This is a genomic window from Acinetobacter soli (assembly GCF_018139125.1).
In the GTDB taxonomy this organism is placed as follows: Bacteria; Pseudomonadota; Gammaproteobacteria; order Pseudomonadales; family Moraxellaceae; genus Acinetobacter; species Acinetobacter soli.
The window spans coordinates 1,609,523-1,627,395 of sequence record NZ_CP073241.1 but is presented as its reverse complement, the minus strand read 5'-3'; the positions used below and the strand labels follow the sequence as shown (position 1 = coordinate 1,627,395).

Genomic DNA, 17,873 nt, shown 5'->3' with positions numbered 1-17,873 from the left:
TTATAAATCACAAAACTGAATAGGTTTATTCAGTGGTATGCCTTTATACAAAATCTGACCATTTTCAAGATGTTTGAGTGTACCGTTACAAATCCACTCCACAGCTTGTGGATAAATTTTATGCTCAATGCTATGTACACGATGTGCCAAACTTTCAGGTGTTTGATGATGACCGACGGGTATCACTCCCTGTAAGAGCGTTGGCCCTGCGTCCAGCTCTGGGGTCACATAATGGACAGTACATCCATGATACACATCACCGGTATTTAATACGCGTTGATGGGTATGCATTCCTTTGTACAAAGGCAACAAGGAAGGATGAATATTGATCATCTTTCCGTGCCAGTTTCGTACAAATTTTTCGCTCAAGATCCGCATGAAGCCTGCCAAGACCACCAAATCGACCTCCCACTCGGTAAGCTGTTGATGCAATGCTGCATCGAAGAGTTCCCGAGTAGGATACGCTTTATGTTCAATCACTTTGGTTTGAATATTGGCATCTGCAGCACGTTTTAGTGCATATGCATCTGCTTTGTTGGAAATGACACCGACTATCTCACCTGAAAGATTTGCATCAATCAGAGCTTGTAAGTTACTGCCATTTCCTGAAACGAGTACCGCAATTTTTATCATGCAAAGATCACACGAATTTTTTCGTCTGCGCCTTCAACGGATGCTGGATTATCTTGGATATGACCAATTTTCCATGCTTTTTCACCTTGTGTATTTAACACATCGATGGTCTTTTGTGCGTCCGCCGCATCAACCGCAATCACCATGCCTACGCCACAGTTGAAGGTACGATACATTTCAAACTGCTCAACACCGCCTTCACGCTGCAAAAGTTTGAACAATTCTGGCCATTCCCATGATGCTTCATCAATCACAGCTTGCGCACCATTTGGTAAAACACGCGGTAAGTTACCCGGTAAACCGCCGCCAGTGATATGCGCCATAGCATGTACATCGACTTGCTTGCATAATTCAAGAACAGGCTTAACGTAAATACGGGTAGGTTCCATTGCAACATCTGCAAGTGAACGTCCATCGATTTGTTGATTTAAATCAACATTTTTAACATCTAAAATTTTGCGGAGCAGGGAGTAACCGTTAGAGTGTGCACCACTTGATGCTACTCCGATTAAAACGTCACCCGCTTTGACTTTTGAGCCATCAATGATTTTACTGTGTTCAACCACACCTACGGCAAATCCGGCAAGATCGTAATCTTCACCTTCATACATACCCGGCATTTCTGCTGTTTCACCACCAACTAGTGCACAACCAGCAAGCTCACAACCTTTACCAATTCCAGTCACAACGTCGGCTGCAACGTCTACATTTAAATGACCTGTTGCATAGTAATCAAGGAAAAATAGAGGTTCAGCGCCACACACCAAAAGGTCGTTTACACACATGGCAACCAAATCTTGGCCAATAGTGTCATGACGATTAAGATTGAGTGCCAAGCGTAGCTTTGTACCTACACCATCTGTACCTGAAACCAGTACTGGCTCTTCATAGCCTTTTGGAATTTTGCATAGTGCGCCGAAGCCACCAAGACCGCCCATTACTTCAGGACGAGTGGTGCGTTTAGCTACCGACTTGATTCGGTCGACTAATGCGTCGCCCGCTTCGATGTCGACACCCGCATCTTTATAGCTTAAACCAGTGTTAGGGGTAGAAGTTGAGTTGCTCATAGTGAAGTCTCCGCATTGGCGGCAGATTATAACCTGAATATACGAAACTCTTATGGTATTTATGATCGAAAATGCTATCTTTACTGAATTATTTTTGCATCTATAACGAATACATTAAAAAAAGGCTAGAATTTATGCAAGATCGTATGCTTAGACGCGTGTTCATCTTGGCAGGTATAGCACTTTTATTGTGGATCCTGTACTTACTTAAACCTGTCGTATTGCCTTTTATTGGCGCTTTTTTAATCGCTTATTTGTTTAGTCCATTGGTTGATAAACTTTGCAAGCTGCATCTGCCTCGCTGGCTTTCGATTAGTATTGTGTTTGTCGGCATTGGAGTATTACTTACTTGGGCGATGTGGTATGTGGTGCCGTTAGTTTGGCGTCAGCTCATTTATGCACGAGACAGTATTCCTTCGGGGATTCATTGGATTAATGCCACCTTCTTACCGTGGCTTTCGCACAACTTTAATGTTGAGCGGATGGAAATTGATACCGATCAGATTTCGACTGTGGTTATGGAGTACATTCAGACCAACTACAGCGCAGACAGTATTCAAAGCATGGCGCTACGTTTGGCACAATCTGGTTTGAGCTTTATTCAGGTGGGCGGCACCATTGTACTGATCCCGATCATTTCGTTTTATTTCTTGCTCGATTGGGAACGAATGCTGAATAGTTTGCGTCGATTAATTCCTCGTCCATATGAACACAGCACGTTAAAAATTGTGCGTGAGTGTCACAGTGTTTTAGGTGCTTTTGTCAAAGGTCAGTTTTTGGTCATGCTACTTTTGGGGATTGTCTATGCTGTTGGCTTACAACTTATCGGTTTAGAGGTCGGTCTGATTATCGGAATGGTGGCCGGACTGGCGAGTATCATTCCGTATTTAGGTTTTGCAGTCGGAATTATTGCGGCCGTGATTGCGACCCTCTTTCAGTTTGGCGTCGACTGGATGCAACTGGCGCTTGTGGGGGTGGTCTTTATGATTGGGCAAGCTGTCGAAGGTTATATTCTTCAGCCGTTCTTGTTAGGCGATAAAATTGGCCTATCACCTGTTGCAGTGGTGTTTGCCGTATTGGCTGGTGCACAGTTAGCTGGTTTTCTAGGCATGTTGATTGCTTTGCCTGTGGCAGCAGTCATTGTGGTTCTGCTCAGGCACATTCGCGAAGCCTATGAACATACTGCTTTATATGGTGGATCAGCAGTGGTCGTTTCTACTGGAGACAGCGAGCGTATCAGTGTAGAAACTGAATCGGTTGATCTTGATATTGAGGTCAAAAAGCCGCAAGATACTGATACATCGATTGATGTTGATCGGAAGTAACACGAAGGTCTATTGGATTTATGCGTCAACTACAGTTGGATATAGAACCTCAGCTCGATGCCCGTATTAGCGATTTTTCCGGGCCGGGATGGGGGCATGTGGTTGACGCCGTACGCCAGTTACATGCCGGATTAATGAACCGCTTTTATATTTACGGAGGGGCGGGTTCCGGTAAAAGCCATTTACTCTCGGCTATCTGTGATTCCTACCTCGAAATTGGAAAGTCGGCCATTAAAGTCTCTTTGTTAGAGCTTTTAGATGCGCCTATTGAAGCCATCACCTCGCTTGAACGATACGATCTTGTGGCATTAGATGATATCGAATCGATCAGTGGTGTTCCGCATTGGCAAAAAGCTGTGTTTCACTTAATTAATTACAATAATGAAGTGGGCGGACAATTGGTGTTTTCTTCACGTGTTGCCCCCATTGAACTACGTCTGGAATTACCGGATTTACAATCGCGTCTTACGCAGGCAGTCAGTGTAAAATTACCCAATGGTAGTTTGTATGCCGATCGGCAGGCACTCATAGTATCGACCATGACGCGTCGTGGTTTGCAATTTGATCCGCAAATTTTAGACTATTTGCTTTTGCACGGGCCTCATCAAGCGTCATTACTCTTGCAAACCATTGCCCAGCTTGAAAAATTATTAAAAGGCGAAAAGACAAAATTATCCAATGCGACCTTGCGTCAGATTTACGCATTGATAGATGAATATCGACATTAAAATTAGATCTTGAGTAATTACTCTAGCTGTGACAAAGTAGGCAAAGAATTCAAAGTTGTTGGGATAGAGCAACTTTAAAAAAATAATGAAAAATGGAATGTTAAGGAGAATAATATGCTCAAGCAGGGCTTAGGCATTGGCTTGTTGTGTATTGCGGGGCATGCGTACTGTGACAGTATTATAGTAAACACCACAGCGGATGAAGTAAAAGATGACCAATTGTGCTCGCTACGTGAAGCTGTGGAGTACATTAATAGAGGGTCGCCTGAATCAGGCTACAATGGATGCGGGGGCAAAGACAGCAACCCGTTGATTTTGCTTGAAAAAAGTAAAAACTATGAATTAAAAAGCAAAATTGAAATTAAAAAAGCATTGCAAATTAAAACCACTTACGACACGACTATTACCAATCAGCTAGGTTTGAATAATGCCACCATCAAAATGACAGGGGCTGATCAAATTTTTCGAATCCGTGATGATAGTACCCAGAATGAGCAATATAATGTTCAGCTCACAGAAGTGAATCTGGATGGCTGTGCCAAAGATTGCGGCATTGCTCAGGGTGGTTTGATATACAACCAAGAGACACTCGTTTTAAGTTATGTGACGCTTAAAAACGGATATGCGAATTTGGGTGGTGCAATTTATAACGCACAAGCATCAACTACAGATAAATCCAGTGGATCAGTCACCATTATCAATAGTTTGATGCAAAATAATACCGCCAGCCAAGGCGCCGTAATTTACAGTGATCTTCCCCAATTTGTGATGACTCAATCGGTTGTGCGAGACAACACTGCAACGACTACAACGACACCGACATTATTTTTTAGCGCAGCAAAGTTTAGCGATGATCTTACAGCGGGTTTTTTTAGTTCGGGGTTGTATGGTGTAAAAAATTCGACAATCCTTAAAAACACGGGCTATCTCATCAATTTACGTGATGGCCAGAGTTTGAATAACAACACAGTGGTACGCAACTCTTTGGGTATCTATTTCGATGCGCCGCTTGGTAATGCCTATTTAGCCAATAGTATTGTGGTTGAAAACGGGATTGTTCAAAACGAAGTATTACAAACTGCCAAGAACTGTACCTTTACAAGCTCTGACAAAAGCTTGATTCAAAATAATCTAGTGAATTCTGACTGTGGATCGGGTTCAAGTAATGCACCCAATATTAATCTCGGTGCTGTAAAACTATTTGCAGGCTCGAGTGTAGAAGGAAAATGTACACTCGCACCGGCTGAAGGATTACTGTGTCCGTTTGCTACACCGAGTATGACCTTTTTAGGTTTTTTTAGACCGCGCCTATTGCTTAGCTACAACAGTTTAGATGACTCTTTGATTGTGAATCGTGGTCGTATTAGTGGCACGGGTGCATGTGAATCAGTCGATCAGCGTGGTAAATCTCGTAGTAGTAATCAATCATGTGACTTGGGTGCCATTGAACTCGTCATCGACACCTCATCAATCGCTACTGTGGGAAGTGATATTTTATATGGTGAACAGGCAAAATTTTCGATTGCAGAACAACTCACAGATGGGGAATTAGTTCCGGCGAGTGCGTGCGAGGCTATTTTAGGAAAACGTACAGACGGTAAAGCATGGCAAGTCGGTTGTTTGGACGTTATACAAACCAATACGCCATCTAAGGGAGCGTTAACGCTCGATCAGGATGGAAATGTGGTCTACGCACCCAATGGCAACTGGCACGGAACAGATGAATTTAAAATCCGTGTTGTAACCACATTTAGCCGTTTTAGTTCGTCGACCAACAGCAAGTATATCGATATTCCTGTGCGTATTGTACAAAACCCGCCCAACACCTTTGAAGATAAAAAAGTCAGTACAGGTGGTGGTGGGAGTTTCGGCTGGGGAAGCTTGATTGTATTGGGTGGATTGATGATGTGGCGTCGGAAACGTCAGCAGTAAGAAAAGGATGAATCATGCAGAATTATAAAAAAGGAATACTGACATTAATGATTTTATCAGCCATGTCACTCATGGCAGCAGAAGATAAAACCATATACGTGAATACCTTTGAAGATATCGACAGTGACTCAAGTGCCAAATGTTCACTCCGCATGGCGCTTAAAGCCGCGGCAGCCAATAAAGCCTATGGTGGATGTTCGGCTGGAAATACCGTTGCATCTAGCACCGATACCATCCAGCTTGAAGCGGGAACGTATAATTTGAGTTCCGAGCTGGTACCGACTTCACAGGTGATTATTAAAGGAAAAGAGGCGCTCGATTATACGCAAAAAGATGCCATCACCCAGCAGTATCCTGCACTGACCGCAGTGAAAACTGTGATTTCAGGGCAAAATAATGTACGTATTTTAAATACCACCAATGCGAAATCTGCACTCACTTTGAATGATCTCGAGTTACGTCAGGGCCGTAGTTCGGATCGTGGGGGAGCGCTTTATTTAGGCGGATCGACCACGCTCAATCGGGTAAATATCCTCAACTCGAGCGCAGCCAATGGTGGCGCAATTTATCTTGAAAATGGCACCAGTGCCGTGACCATCAGTAATAGCCTTATTCAGGGAAATACAGCATCAACCAATGCAGTACTGGGCATGGCATGCCGTGACTTCGGTGTGCTTAATCCACGCACTCTCACGCTGACCAATAACAGCATTATACAAAATGGCAGTGCATCGAGTGACAGTGTACTGACCTTTTGTGGAACGCCCACAGCAACTTTAACTGCTAACACGATTGCACTCAACACTGCCAATCCGACTTCTGGCAGTATTATAAAATTCAGCAGTGATCAATCAAACTCGCAATCGAGTAATCTTGATGCCAGCTCCAATTTAACCCTTGAAAATAACACGATTGTTAAAAACACAGCATTTAGTACCTTTTTATACGACAAGACTGGTACCAAAAGACTAACCCTGAATGCTTTATTTGCAAATACTGGAAAATCATGCCGTTATGCCTACGGTGATGCCAAATCAGAAACTTCGACCGGTTTAAATTTATCTTATAATGCGCTGGTTTTGTCTGCTGCAAAAGAAGGGCAGTGTGATGTCGGTAATGAGGTTTTAGCTACACAGCACAATACCAACGATGTGAGTACCACCAGCTTCTCAAGCCTGTTCGAAGATTTACGTGCAGGTGATAAAAATACCAATTACTTACCTGTATATTTTCCAAGAAATAATCAAAATCAAAGCGATTTGGTTGATGTCGGCTCGACCAGTTGTAATGCCAAAAATGATCAACGTGGTATTCAGCGGATTACCGATGCGACGTTATTGCTGAATCCCGCTGCTGCCAATAGCTGTGATATCGGTTCGATTGAATTGTTAAAACTGACCGCAAGTGATTTAAAAAATCTAACCAATACATCATTGGTCGATTTATTCACAAATACTAATTCAGGTTATGAAACTTTAAGGGATTCGTATAAGAAACTGATTGAAGACAGTGCCACAGATCCGAAATTTTTACCGTTATATCGCGATGAATTTCAAAAATACAGTGACTTGGTGACCAATACAAAAGCCAATTTAAAGTACCGTGCAATTTACGTCGATCCGTTTGCAAAAAGTTTTGCCAATGAAAACGCCGCGCATGAAATCCAGCCATTAAATCTGGAAAATTATAATGTAAGCGTGCAACGTTTTGGAATTGGTACATTGAATAACTCAAGCAGTACCGCAAGCGTAATCAAATTAAGAGACGATGCAAATTTACAGTGTGAATGGAATCCGACTTTAAAACGGATCATTATTTCACGTAAAGACGATACCATTACACAAGCCGATGAATACAACATTTGCCAATATACATTAACGTCAAAAACGGATTCGAGTAGTCAGTCATCTGGATTGTTATTTGCACAGTTTGTCAATATTAAACCAATTGCAAAAGATGATGAGTACAGTCTGCAATATGGCAGCAGTCAAGAAATTAGCGTTAATCTGCTGAGCAATGACAGTGATGATGGCGATGGGCCAAGTTCAACCTTAACGTCAAATCCAAATAAACCAAAATTTTATCGCAACGATGACGGGGCAGAGCTTGCAGTAAGTTTAATTGATGTCTCATCAGGTATTACCATTGCAGCAGACCGAACAGGTAACTGTCCGGGTGATGATATTGCTAATCTTTGTTATGGCGGTAATCTGCGTATACAGGTAAAAAACAACTTCAGCCCATTTAATTATTCCTTCAAATATGTGATTTACGATGCTGAAGGTCTAAAGTCTGAACAAGCGACTGTGAAACTGGTCAATACCGCAACAACAACCAATGACAGTCGCGGTGGGGGTGGCAGTCTTGGTGTATTCGGCGTAATTGGTCTTATGGGGCTTGCGCTATACAGACGCTTCAAATAGTCAACTTCTAAAAGTAAGAAAGAGGTCAATCGACCTCTTTTTTGTTATATCGCTGTATTATTGCGGGTCGGCGGTCGTCAGATACTTGTGAATGTATTCTTCACGAATTTGAGTACGCTCTTCCATACTGGCATTTTGCATACGTTTTCTTAAATCGTTGCGTTCTTGAGTACTCATTTTTTGCCAAGTATCTCGCATTTTTTGTTTTTCTTGCTCTGGAAGCTGAGTGAACCAGTCCATACGCTGCTGCAAATCAATTTTTTTATCTTTTGGTGCCTCTTTCAGCGATTGGTAGCGCTGTATGAGTGCACGTTGTTCGTCATCTGAAAGTGCATCCCAGGTTTCATTGACTTGCGTATTGGCATCTTTGGAAAAAAACCAAAAACGCTCGAATCCTGCAAAACTAGTTTGCAGAAAGCTTAAAGCACATAGGGCAATGGCAAGTCGTTTAGCTACCATGAGGCACCTTATCTTCGCCAAGTACACTTAGCATTTCAAAATCCTCCACCATTTGCGGTGAAAGTTTTGGTGTCACAATGACTTGATTTTGTGGTTTTTCAGTCAGATCAAACGAGCTTGGCAAAATCACAAAACCTGTGATTGCTGCGGCCAGTGCAAAACCTGACATTTTCCACACGCTATAGTATGACTTTGGTTCTTCTTTAATTTTTTCAAGAACATGGGTCATGACAACAGCTTTGTTTTTATGATGACGTGCGAGTCCATCAAGCTTAGACGTCACACGCTTTGTGAAATCATCTTGATTCATCTGATGAACCTCCCAAAGATGGATTTAAATGAGCTAACGAAGCGCGTAAACCCTGAATAGCGCGATGGTAATGCGTTTTTACGCTTCCCTCTGTGCAATTCATGATCTGAGCAGTGGTTTGAGTATCAAACCCTTCCCAAGCACGCAACATAAACGCCTGTTGTTGTCGAACAGGTAGTTTACTGATGGCGTCTTGAATCTCTTCAATGGTTACGGCTTGATCCAGAAAGTCAAAAGGATTAGGTGTTGTTTCATCAACAACATCAGTTATTTCGTCGTCGGAATCTAAACTGACTTTTTTAAAAAAAGAGAACGGATTAGACCTTCGGGCTTCCTTACGCCGCCAGTCCTGTAATTTATTATTCAGTATGGTGTAAAAAAGAGGATACCATTCATCGATACTCTTGTCTGCGTAAGACTTGTGAAGCGAAATAAACGCTTCTTGTACCAGATCCATGGCAATGCCTTGCTGACCTTGAGTGGCACTTTCCATCATGACAAGCGCACGGCCGCTCACATCTTGCATAAAAAACTTAAGACGTTGTTCGACGGTACCTTCATGGGTACTGCGTTCAGTTCGAGACTGTTTGGGCGCTAAATCCATAGAGATGGAAAATCCTGTCATTCGATCCCCATTCTTCCTATCTGGTTACATGTTCTATATAACGCTCAATAAGAAGAATAGGTTGACAACATCAACAGTTATTTACATACAGTCTAAATGATTTTATTCGATAAAAGAGAGACTTTAATATAAATTAACGTTTCTACAGTCGTTGGCGAACCATTTCAAAAAAACAGATAGAGCCTGCAATGGCCACATTTAAGGATTCCTGACCACCCGGCTGCGGAATGGTGACACTTTGCGCATGGGCAAGTGCATAATCTGACACACCCTGACCTTCATTCCCTAATATCCAGACACAAGGTTGGGTTAAATCTTGATCATAGATGCTGGTCGCCTCGTGCGAGCTGGTCACATAGACCGGAATTTTAAACTGATCAAGTACAACATCAAGCGCAATGTTTTCAAAGGTAAACAGACTAAAATGTGCACCCATCCCGGCTCGTAACACGCGAGGCGACCATAAAGATGCCGAACCTTTGGTGCAAATGACTTGCTTAATATTGGCCGCCGCTGCAGAGCGAAGCAACGTTCCGACATTGCCTGGATCCTGAATGTTTTCCAAAATAAGTGTATCTTGAGAAAAATCGATGGCCTGACTTGATTGAGGTAAGTCGATAATCGCCAAACATGCCAGTGAGGTACCAAGCGTACTTAAATCGCGATACAAACTTTCTGCTAAAATAAACACGTGGCCAGTATATTGCGCTGCGATGGCGTCAAAATCTGGATGTTTTAATGCGGCTTCAGTGGTAAAAATGCTGTTAATTTTGCGTTGTTGCTGTAACCAAGACAAACATAAATGTGTGCCTTCAAGTACAGTTTGACGGTTCTTTTTACGAAAAGCTTGCTGTTCGATCAGCCCGCGCAAATGTTTAATTTTGGGGTTATCTTTAGATTCAAGATAAATAATCGACATATATTAAAGTCCACTGTGATGCCAAAACTGACATCACAGTCTGATAAAATTACTGATGATAACCGGTCACAAGATCGACTTCATTTTTTGAGCCGATAATGACAGGAATGCGCTGATGAAGATCGTTTGGCTCGATTTCCATGATACGCACGCGACCCGTGGTTGCTGCACCGCCTGCTTGTTCAATAATAAAGCTCATTGGATTGGCTTCATACATGAGACGTAAACGTCCAGCTGAGCTTGGATCTTTCAAATCGTATGGATACATAAAGATACCAGTACGGCATAAAATACGATGAACATCTGCCACCATACATGCGATCCAGCGCATATTGAAATCTTTACCGCGAACCGACGTTTTTCCTGCAAGCAACTCATCGATATAACGTTTAACTGGTGCTTCCCAGTGACGTTGGTTTGAAGCGTTGATAGCGAATTCTTGAGTATCCGCATTAACTTTAACCGACGCAGTCGTCAAGATAAACTCACGGCTTTCGATATCGAAAGTGAAGAAGTCTACGCCTGCACCAAAGGTAAGCGCCATCATAGTTGAAGGCCCGTACATAACATAACCGGCAGCAACCTGAGCTGTACCAGGCTGCATGAAGTCAGCAGCTTGTGTCACTGCTTGTTTGGCAGGTAAAACCGAAAAAATAGTGCCGACGCACATATTGATATCAATGTTGCTTGATCCATCTAAAGGATCAAACAAAACCAAGTATTTGCCATCTTGATGACCTGGGGTAAAATCGTCCAGCTCTTCCGATGCAAGGCCACCTACCTGAGGGTGTGCTTGAAGGGCATCAAGCAAAAGATCATTTGATAACACATCGAGTTTTTTCTGCGTTTCACCCTGAACATTTTCGTTACCTGCGCTTCCAAGCAGATCGGCCAATGCTCCTTTTTGAATGGCTTGATCAATTTCTTTACAAGCATTTGTAATTGTTTCAATCACTTGTGCCAACTCAGGTGTCAAATTCCCATTTTTTTGTTGTAGGTATTGAGCCAAGGTGAGATTTGACATACAAAATAACTCCGAAGAAGATGAATAGTGGTGATCTGCAACTGGCGCATAGTTTAGATGAGATTGGACAAAAAGAAAAATTATCTTACTTTATTTCTGGTTATTTTTTGCTTGCAAGCTTGCCATAACATGTTATGTTTAGTGGCATAGGAGAAATCCGAGGGTAGGAGCAGCAAAAATGACGACCAAGAAGTTTGAGCCAAGTCCCACCCCGAGCGAAGCTTTGAGTTTGGATGAGATCTCCAAAGAAAGTATTGCTGCAGCTTGGGAAGGGTATCAAGCAAAACCTGAATATAAAGAGTTTAATAAACACGATTTGATCGAGTCGTTTCAGCACCAAGAAGCAGATTCAAACCATACTTCACAGTAAAAGACATTCATATAAAAAGCGCCTTTCAATGAAGGCGCTTTTTATATTTTTTATCTATTACTTCAACAAAGGAGGAACTGCTTCGTAATTGATTTCAACGCGACGGTTCTCTTTCCATGCTGCTTCATCATGACCCGCATTAATTGGCATTTCTTTGCCATAACTCACTGCTTCAAGCTGCTGTGGATTGACGCCATTGGTGATTAGGTAGCTTTGTACTGCTTTTGCACGACGCTCACCTAAGGCCATATTGTATTCACGTGTACCGCGTTCATCTGTATGACCTGTCAATGCAACACGAGAGTTTGCATTTGCCATTAGAAATTGAGCATGTGCTTGAAGTGTTTGATAGTCTTCAGTGGATAAATCACTGCTGTCGTAATCGAAATGGACCACGCGTTTTGCCAGAAAGGCACGATTTGCAGCAGTGACCCCTTTAGATGACGCACCAGTCAGATTTTTTGCATTTAATGCAGCATCTTCACTTAAACCTTCTGTGCTTACAGTGGTCGTGCCAGTTGGATTCGTTCCAGTGGTCACAGGTGCAGCAGGTTTGCGGCTTGCACATCCTGTCATGATTACCGCTGTTGCCAGCACAGGTAAAACAAATAATTTCACAGCGTTCATATTAATCTCCAGTAAGATTATGTCTAAGCGTTATTTCGGTGCCCACGCAGGTTCTCTCACTTCACCCTGTTCACTTGGTAAATTCATTCGGAAGCGGCCATCTGTCGACATAATAGACAATAAGCCACGACTTCCTTCATAGGTAGCATAGACCACCATCTGGCCATTCGGTGAAAAGCTTGGTGATTCATCAAGGCTGGTTGGGGTCAGAATATTCACGATACCAGTCGAAATATTCATGATGGCCACTTTGTAATTACTACCTGAAGGGCGATGTACCAATGCGATATTCTTACCGTCTGCACTGAGTGTGCCACGTGCATTAAAGGCACCACGGAAGGTCAAGCGCTTAACCGATGAATCATCGAAACTGTAGCGATAAATTTGAGGTGAGCCACCGCGATCTGAGGTAAAAATAAAGGATTTGCCATCTGGTGCATAACGTGCTTCTGTATCAATCGCGTTATCGTTGGTCATGCGCTGTAATTGGCGGGTGGTTAAATCCATTTGATAGACTTCTGGATTGCCGTTCATCGACGCTGTAAATAACATCGATTTGCCGTCTGGAGAAAAACTTGGCGCGCCGTTTAAGCCTTTAAAACTTGCCAAAACTTCGCGTTGCCCCGTTGCTAAATCTTGCAAATAAATAGCGGGTCGTTTGGTTTCAAAAGATACATAAGCAATCTTTTTAGCGTCGGGTGTCCATGCCGGTGATAGAATTGGATCACGAGACGATAAAACGGTTTTAGGTTGTTCGCCATCTGTGTCTGCGATCTGGAGTGTATAACGCTGATTTGGAGTAGCAGGATTACGAAGTACGTAGGCAATACGCCCGCTAAAGTCGCCCGGTATACCAGTGAGGGCTTGATAAATCGCATCACTGATCATATGCGCAGCCTGACGTACGCGCGAAGCTGGAACAGTTAAGACTTCATTTAAAAGATATTGCTGCTTTTGCACATCGTAAAGTTGGTAATGTACTTCAAGTGCATTATTGGCTGCAGGTTTAACATTACCTACCACGACATAGGGAATGCCGGCAGATTGCCATGCTGAAGCCTGCACCTGATCTACCGAAGCTGTAGCGGGTAAATTTTTGGATGAACTGCTAAAACGACCAGATCGATTCAAGTCGTTTTCCACAATCGGAAACAAGGATTGATCATTTGCAAAGGGCACAATCGCGATTTTAGGCGCTTCTTCAGGCGCCTTTGCAATTTCAAGATGCAATTGGGCAAACGTGTTTGAAGTCACGGTCATCCCGAGAGCCGCAATGAGTGCGAAAGAAAGTAAATGTTTACGCGTCATATCCATAATCGTGATATAGGGTCAAATTGAATGGCTTGTGCTGTTTTAGCACGATTACATGCTTTGAATCCATTTAAAGCATGTAATCACAATCAAAAATTATTTTGCTGTAAACGACGAGGTAAACGTACGCGCTTCACGTCGTGCATCTGGGTCTGACGGCATTGGATAAGGGGCGGCTGATCGTACCGCAGCTTCGACACTCGCTTTGACATCTGCATCACTGGAATTCACCACCACCGAAAGTACAGAGCCGCTATCACTTAAAGTGACACGTGCAGTGGCTTTTTTACCAGCTGCACCCATAGGAATATTCCATGCGCGGTAAATTTTCTGCTCGAAATCTTTTTTGGCACTTGAAGCCACGCGTCTAGCTTCAGCTTTCTTCTGTGCCGCTTCTTGCTGTGCTTTTTCTGCTGCAGATTCACGGGCTTCAGCTTCAGCTTTTGCAGCAGCGTCCGCTTTGGCTTTTGCGGCAGCATCCGCTTTGGCTTTTGCAGCAGCGTCGGCTTTGGCTTTTGCAGCGGCATCCGCTTTAGCTTTTGCAGCGGCATCCGCTTTAGCTTTTGCAGCAGCGTCGGCTTTGGCCCTTTCTGTTGCTTCAGCTTTGGCTTTTGCAGTAGCATCCGCTTTGGCTTTTTCTGTTGCTTCAGCTTTGGCTTTTGCGGCAGCATCCGCTTTGGCTTTTGCGGCAGCATCCGCTTTGGCTTTTGCAGCGGCATCCGCTTTGGCTTTTGCAGCAGCGTCGGCTTTGGCTTTTGCAGCAGCGTCGGCTTTAGCTTTTGCAGCAGCGTCGGCTTTGGCTTTTGCAGTAGCGTCGGCTTTGGCTTTTGCAGTAGCATCCGCTTTGGCTTTTTCTGCTGCTTCAGCTTTGGCTTTTGCAGCAGCGTCGGCTTTGGCTTTTGCAGCAGCGTCGGCTTTGGCTTTTGCAGCAGCGTCGGCTTTGGCTTTTGCAGTAGCATCCGCTTTGGCTTTTGCAGCAGCATCCGCTTTAGCTTTTGCAGCAGCGTCGGCTTTGGCTTTTGCAGTAGCATCCGCTTTGGCTTTTGCAGCGGCATCGGCTTTAGCTTTTTGAGCGGCTTCAGCTTTGACCTTTTCGGCTGCATCGGCTTTAGTCTTTTCAGCAGCCTCTGCCTTGGCTTTTAATCTTTCTTGAGCTTCAGCTCGAGCTTTATCTTCTGATTCACGCTTTGCTTCAGCTGCTGCTTTTTTTGCTTGTGTCAGCTCTTGAGCTTTTGCGGCAGCCGCTGCTGCTGCGAGTGCGGCGGCATTTGCCTCAGATTGAGATTGCTCTGGAGGACTTGCAGGAATAATGGGAGCTTCTTTATTGGGTGTTTGTGTTGACTGTATGTTCTGTGCGACTTGCGTACTCGTCGTATCTGCTTCTTGAACAGGTAAAGCCAAATCGGCAGGGTTCACCAGTACAGTGGTGATTTTTTTAGGCGGTTCAGGTGGTTTACTTAAGCCCAAATAAAGTAAGCCAACAATTGCCAGCGTATGCACACCAAGTGTAAATCCTAGTGCAATTGATCGTTCTTTAAAAGCGGGCTTTTGAAAATTTTTCATGGGTTACTTTAATGGTTCTGTAAGCAGACCAACTTGTGTTAAACCTGCTGCTTGTAAAGTAGACATGAGTGAAACCACATCGCCATAAGGTCTAGATTTTTCACCATTGACCAATACAGTCAGCTTCTGATTGCTTTGATCAGCCTGAGCTTGAGCCTCTCCTAATATATTTTTGAGCTGATCGAGTGAAACAGGTTCTTCTTTGTGATCTTTATATTGCAGAAAAATCTGGCCATCTTGTCCAAGGGTTACGATTGCGGGTTCTTTAGATTCAATTGGTGTGTTATTGGCTTGTGGTAGATCTACTTTAATACCACTGGTGATCATTGGAGCAGTCACCATAAAAATAACCAAGAGCACCAGCATGACATCAATATAGGGTACGACATTCATGTCACTTTTTAACGGCTTTTTAATGCGCTCAAAGCGCCCGGAACGCTGAATGGCCATTATACGTCTTCCTGAGTGGAACCTACAGATTGACGTTGCAGCAATGCGACCATTTCTTCTGCAAAAAGTGCGCGGTCAGAATAAAGCGCTTCACCCTTAGCCGTATAATGGTTAAAGGCGAGTACCGCTGGAATTGCAGCGAACAAACCGATTGCTGTGGCAATAAGTGCTTCTGCGATGCCTGGTGCAACAGTGGCCAGGGTGACTTGATCAACTGCTGACAAACCGATAAAGGCATTCATAATGCCCCATACGGTACCAAACAGACCAATATAAGGTGCAACAGAACCAATACTGGCCAAGGCACCAAGTCCTTGTTCGAGGCGGCCTTGATCCCGACTTAAACCGACACGTAAAATTCGCTCAGTTCCTTCAATACTTTGAGAGGCGGGAGCATGGCGCTTTTTTAGTTTAAAAAACTCACCCAGTCCATGATAAAAGATATCTTCAAGACCTGTGCGTTTTGAGTTGAGCTGTGCATTGTTGTAAAGCGTATTCAGCTCTGCACCCGACCAGAACATTTTTTGAAAATGTTCATCCTGTTGTGCAGATTTTTTATAGCTCATATGTAACTTGGCAATCAGATACCAACTATAAATCGATGCGAAAAGTAAGATCAACATTACGGCCTGTACCACAGGACTTGCTTGTAAAATAAGATCAGAAATATGCAATGAAGATTGAGCTGGTGTTGCCATAGTTACGTATGCCAAAGTTTGTTTTTTTAAGCTTGTTCCAATTCTTGAAGAATAAGACCACGAATTTCATCTGGTAAACGACGAGGGCGCAATTCAGCATTTAAACACGCCAGTTCCACTTCACCAGAAGCTAGCATGATTTCACCACGATATATATTTTGTTGCAATACAAATGACGAAGCTTTACATGAAACTACACTTGCTGTAACAGTGATCATATCGTCCATCATGATTGGGCGAATGTACTTCAGTGCAATTTTGTGCACAACAAAGTTATAGTCTTTTTGGTGCCAGTAGTGATCGATGCCAGAGGCACGAAGCCATTCTGTACGAGTTCTTTCAAGATAGCGAATATGGTTAGCATGATAGACGATACCGCCGGCATCAGTATCTTCAATATATACACGAATTTGGAATTCGAATTTATTCGCCATGAGAGTGTTCCGTCTTTTGATTCAATATTGTGTTTTGAGTTGGCGCTGTTCAAAATCTGTGGGAAAAGTAGAGAAATTTGCTCATGCGCCAAGGTTCTACCGCATTGAAGTTTATCAGCTTATCTGAAGCGTCCAATGGCACAAGTTTTCAATCTGTAAAACTTAATCAGCGTGATCTTCAAACCTAAGGAATTGTTTCAATAAGAATGACGAATATATTAATAACACTCAACATAATATTTTAAAGCCAGAAAAGTTTGTGCTCTTAGTTATTGAATCTAAGCAAGGTCAAAGCATTAATTTTTTAACTGCATGTTCAGTTAGATGTTCAGAAAGATAACTTGCAACATAAAATTGATGTTCAGCTAAATGTTTCTTTTGATTTTTCGGTAAGGTTTCTTTGAAAGTATCCCAAATATATGCGAGGCTTAAGAAGATGACTAAAAACAAAATTGTTCCAAATAGACTTGAGAATTCCACTGCATAAAACCACCAGAGAAAGATTGAAATAAGGATGATCAGCGTAGCCAAGATGAGAGTATTAGATTTTTGGTTTATTTTTGGTGGTATGTACACATCATTTGCTAATTTCTTTACATCTTCATCAAAAAACATTCCAATCCATAACAGTGCAGTCGCTTGTTTAAACTCAATAGAATGCAACATGTATTTTTTTAATGTCTTAATTTGTAGATCTTCGGGATTTAGCTCATCAATGTCGATAATCTGATGGTTTATTTTCAACGAGATGCAAATAAGCAATACCTCTTTGTCACGGATCAATCTCAAAAGATAATCTTGTTGCGATGTACTCAATGTTTCAATGGTTACATTTGTTGGAAGATGTTCAATTGGCATTACATCGTGAAGTAATTCATCATAAGTATCTTTGATGTCGCGGATTATTTTTTGTTCTAGCATTTTGTTGTTTCTTAAAATTTAAAAATAATGGGTTAACCAGAATCATAGGCATGA

At 42.8% G+C, this 17,873-nt stretch carries 19 protein-coding genes; 5 read left to right on the top strand and 14 right to left on the bottom strand.

Annotated elements, in window-relative coordinates:
• A complete protein-coding gene (gene purN / locus KCV09_RS07455; protein ID WP_048765810.1) occupies window positions 1–633 on the bottom strand; it encodes a phosphoribosylglycinamide formyltransferase in 633 nt (210 codons plus the stop codon).
• A complete protein-coding gene (purM, locus tag KCV09_RS07450) occupies window positions 630–1,700 on the bottom strand; it encodes a phosphoribosylformylglycinamidine cyclo-ligase (RefSeq protein ID WP_004948712.1) in 1,071 nt (356 codons plus the stop codon). Before purM ends, purN begins: the two co-directional genes overlap by 4 nt.
• Before the next feature lie 134 nt (window positions 1,701–1,834).
• On the opposite strand from purM, the gene cxpE reads away from it, so the two are divergent.
• The 4 genes from cxpE (at window position 1,835) to KCV09_RS07430 (ending at window position 8,108) form a co-directional block, all read left to right on the top strand.
• On the top strand, window positions 1,835–3,025 hold the full coding sequence (gene cxpE / locus KCV09_RS07445; RefSeq protein ID WP_004948710.1) for a chloramphenicol efflux transporter CxpE: 1,191 nt from the start codon (window positions 1,835–1,837) through the stop codon (window positions 3,023–3,025).
• 20 nt (window positions 3,026–3,045) lie between these two features.
• Entirely contained in the window at window positions 3,046–3,753 is a 708-nt protein-coding gene (hda, locus tag KCV09_RS07440; protein ID WP_004939397.1) for a DnaA regulatory inactivator Hda, read from the top strand.
• A 114-nt stretch (window positions 3,754–3,867) separates the two neighbouring features.
• Window positions 3,868–5,685 carry a rhombotarget A gene (gene rbtA / locus KCV09_RS07435; RefSeq protein ID WP_212515730.1) on the top strand — a complete coding sequence of 606 codons (1,818 nt, stop codon included), beginning with the start codon at window positions 3,868–3,870 and terminating at the stop codon, window positions 5,683–5,685.
• Window positions 5,686–5,699: 14 nt separating this feature from the next.
• Window positions 5,700–8,108 carry a CSLREA domain-containing protein gene (locus KCV09_RS07430; RefSeq protein ID WP_151815053.1) on the top strand — a complete coding sequence of 803 codons (2,409 nt, stop codon included), beginning with the start codon at window positions 5,700–5,702 and terminating at the stop codon, window positions 8,106–8,108.
• 57 nt (window positions 8,109–8,165) lie between these two features.
• Here KCV09_RS07430 and KCV09_RS07425 read toward each other — a convergent pair whose 3' ends face one another.
• From KCV09_RS07425 to KCV09_RS07405, 5 genes are all read right to left on the bottom strand, one after another.
• Complete coding sequence (locus KCV09_RS07425) at window positions 8,166–8,567, bottom strand: DUF3106 domain-containing protein (RefSeq protein ID WP_004939388.1); 402 nt, start codon at window positions 8,565–8,567, stop codon at window positions 8,166–8,168.
• The gene (locus KCV09_RS07420) at window positions 8,557–8,877 is read right to left on the bottom strand and encodes a hypothetical protein (RefSeq protein ID WP_004939385.1); all 321 of its coding nucleotides are present in this window, start codon (window positions 8,875–8,877) and stop codon (window positions 8,557–8,559) included. The genes KCV09_RS07425 and KCV09_RS07420 overlap by 11 nt, the downstream gene beginning before the upstream one ends.
• Window positions 8,864–9,481, bottom strand: a complete 618-nt coding sequence (locus KCV09_RS07415) for an RNA polymerase sigma factor (protein ID WP_048765816.1) — start codon at window positions 9,479–9,481, stop codon at window positions 8,864–8,866. The genes KCV09_RS07420 and KCV09_RS07415 overlap by 14 nt, the downstream gene beginning before the upstream one ends.
• A gap of 163 nt (window positions 9,482–9,644) precedes the next feature.
• A complete protein-coding gene (locus KCV09_RS07410) occupies window positions 9,645–10,421 on the bottom strand; it encodes a TrmH family RNA methyltransferase (protein ID WP_151815052.1) in 777 nt (258 codons plus the stop codon).
• Between the two features lie 49 nt (window positions 10,422–10,470).
• Window positions 10,471–11,445: a class 1 fructose-bisphosphatase gene (locus KCV09_RS07405; RefSeq protein ID WP_151815051.1), complete on the bottom strand. Its 975-nt coding sequence runs from the start codon at window positions 11,443–11,445 to the stop codon at window positions 10,471–10,473.
• A 178-nt stretch (window positions 11,446–11,623) separates the two neighbouring features.
• Here KCV09_RS07405 and KCV09_RS07400 point away from each other — a divergent pair, with 178 nt between their 5' ends.
• The gene (locus KCV09_RS07400) at window positions 11,624–11,815 is read left to right on the top strand and encodes an NF038105 family protein (RefSeq protein ID WP_004939372.1); all 192 of its coding nucleotides are present in this window, start codon (window positions 11,624–11,626) and stop codon (window positions 11,813–11,815) included.
• 57 nt (window positions 11,816–11,872) lie between these two features.
• On the opposite strand, the gene pal is transcribed toward KCV09_RS07400, so the two are convergent.
• The 7 genes from pal to KCV09_RS07365 all read right to left on the bottom strand — a co-directional run bounded on the left by pal (window position 11,873) and on the right by KCV09_RS07365 (window position 17,819).
• Complete coding sequence (gene pal, locus KCV09_RS07395) at window positions 11,873–12,442, bottom strand: peptidoglycan-associated lipoprotein Pal (RefSeq protein WP_004939367.1); 570 nt, start codon at window positions 12,440–12,442, stop codon at window positions 11,873–11,875.
• A 30-nt stretch (window positions 12,443–12,472) separates the two neighbouring features.
• Window positions 12,473–13,756 (bottom strand): Tol-Pal system beta propeller repeat protein TolB, encoded by a 1,284-nt coding sequence (gene tolB / locus KCV09_RS07390; RefSeq protein ID WP_004939365.1) that lies wholly within the window; start codon window positions 13,754–13,756, stop codon window positions 12,473–12,475.
• A gap of 93 nt (window positions 13,757–13,849) precedes the next feature.
• Entirely contained in the window at window positions 13,850–15,316 is a 1,467-nt protein-coding gene (tolA, locus tag KCV09_RS07385; protein ID WP_212515729.1) for a cell envelope integrity protein TolA, read from the bottom strand.
• Between the two features lie 3 nt (window positions 15,317–15,319).
• A complete protein-coding gene (gene tolR / locus KCV09_RS07380) occupies window positions 15,320–15,766 on the bottom strand; it encodes a protein TolR (protein WP_004939356.1) in 447 nt (148 codons plus the stop codon).
• Entirely contained in the window at window positions 15,766–16,464 is a 699-nt protein-coding gene (gene tolQ / locus KCV09_RS07375; RefSeq protein ID WP_004939353.1) for a protein TolQ, read from the bottom strand. Before tolQ ends, tolR begins: the two co-directional genes overlap by 1 nt.
• Before the next feature lie 26 nt (window positions 16,465–16,490).
• Window positions 16,491–16,898, bottom strand: a complete 408-nt coding sequence (ybgC, locus tag KCV09_RS07370; protein ID WP_004939350.1) for a tol-pal system-associated acyl-CoA thioesterase — start codon at window positions 16,896–16,898, stop codon at window positions 16,491–16,493.
• A gap of 288 nt (window positions 16,899–17,186) precedes the next feature.
• Window positions 17,187–17,819, bottom strand: a complete 633-nt coding sequence (locus KCV09_RS07365; protein ID WP_151815466.1) for a hypothetical protein — start codon at window positions 17,817–17,819, stop codon at window positions 17,187–17,189.
• Between the last annotated feature and the right edge of the window lie 54 nt (window positions 17,820–17,873).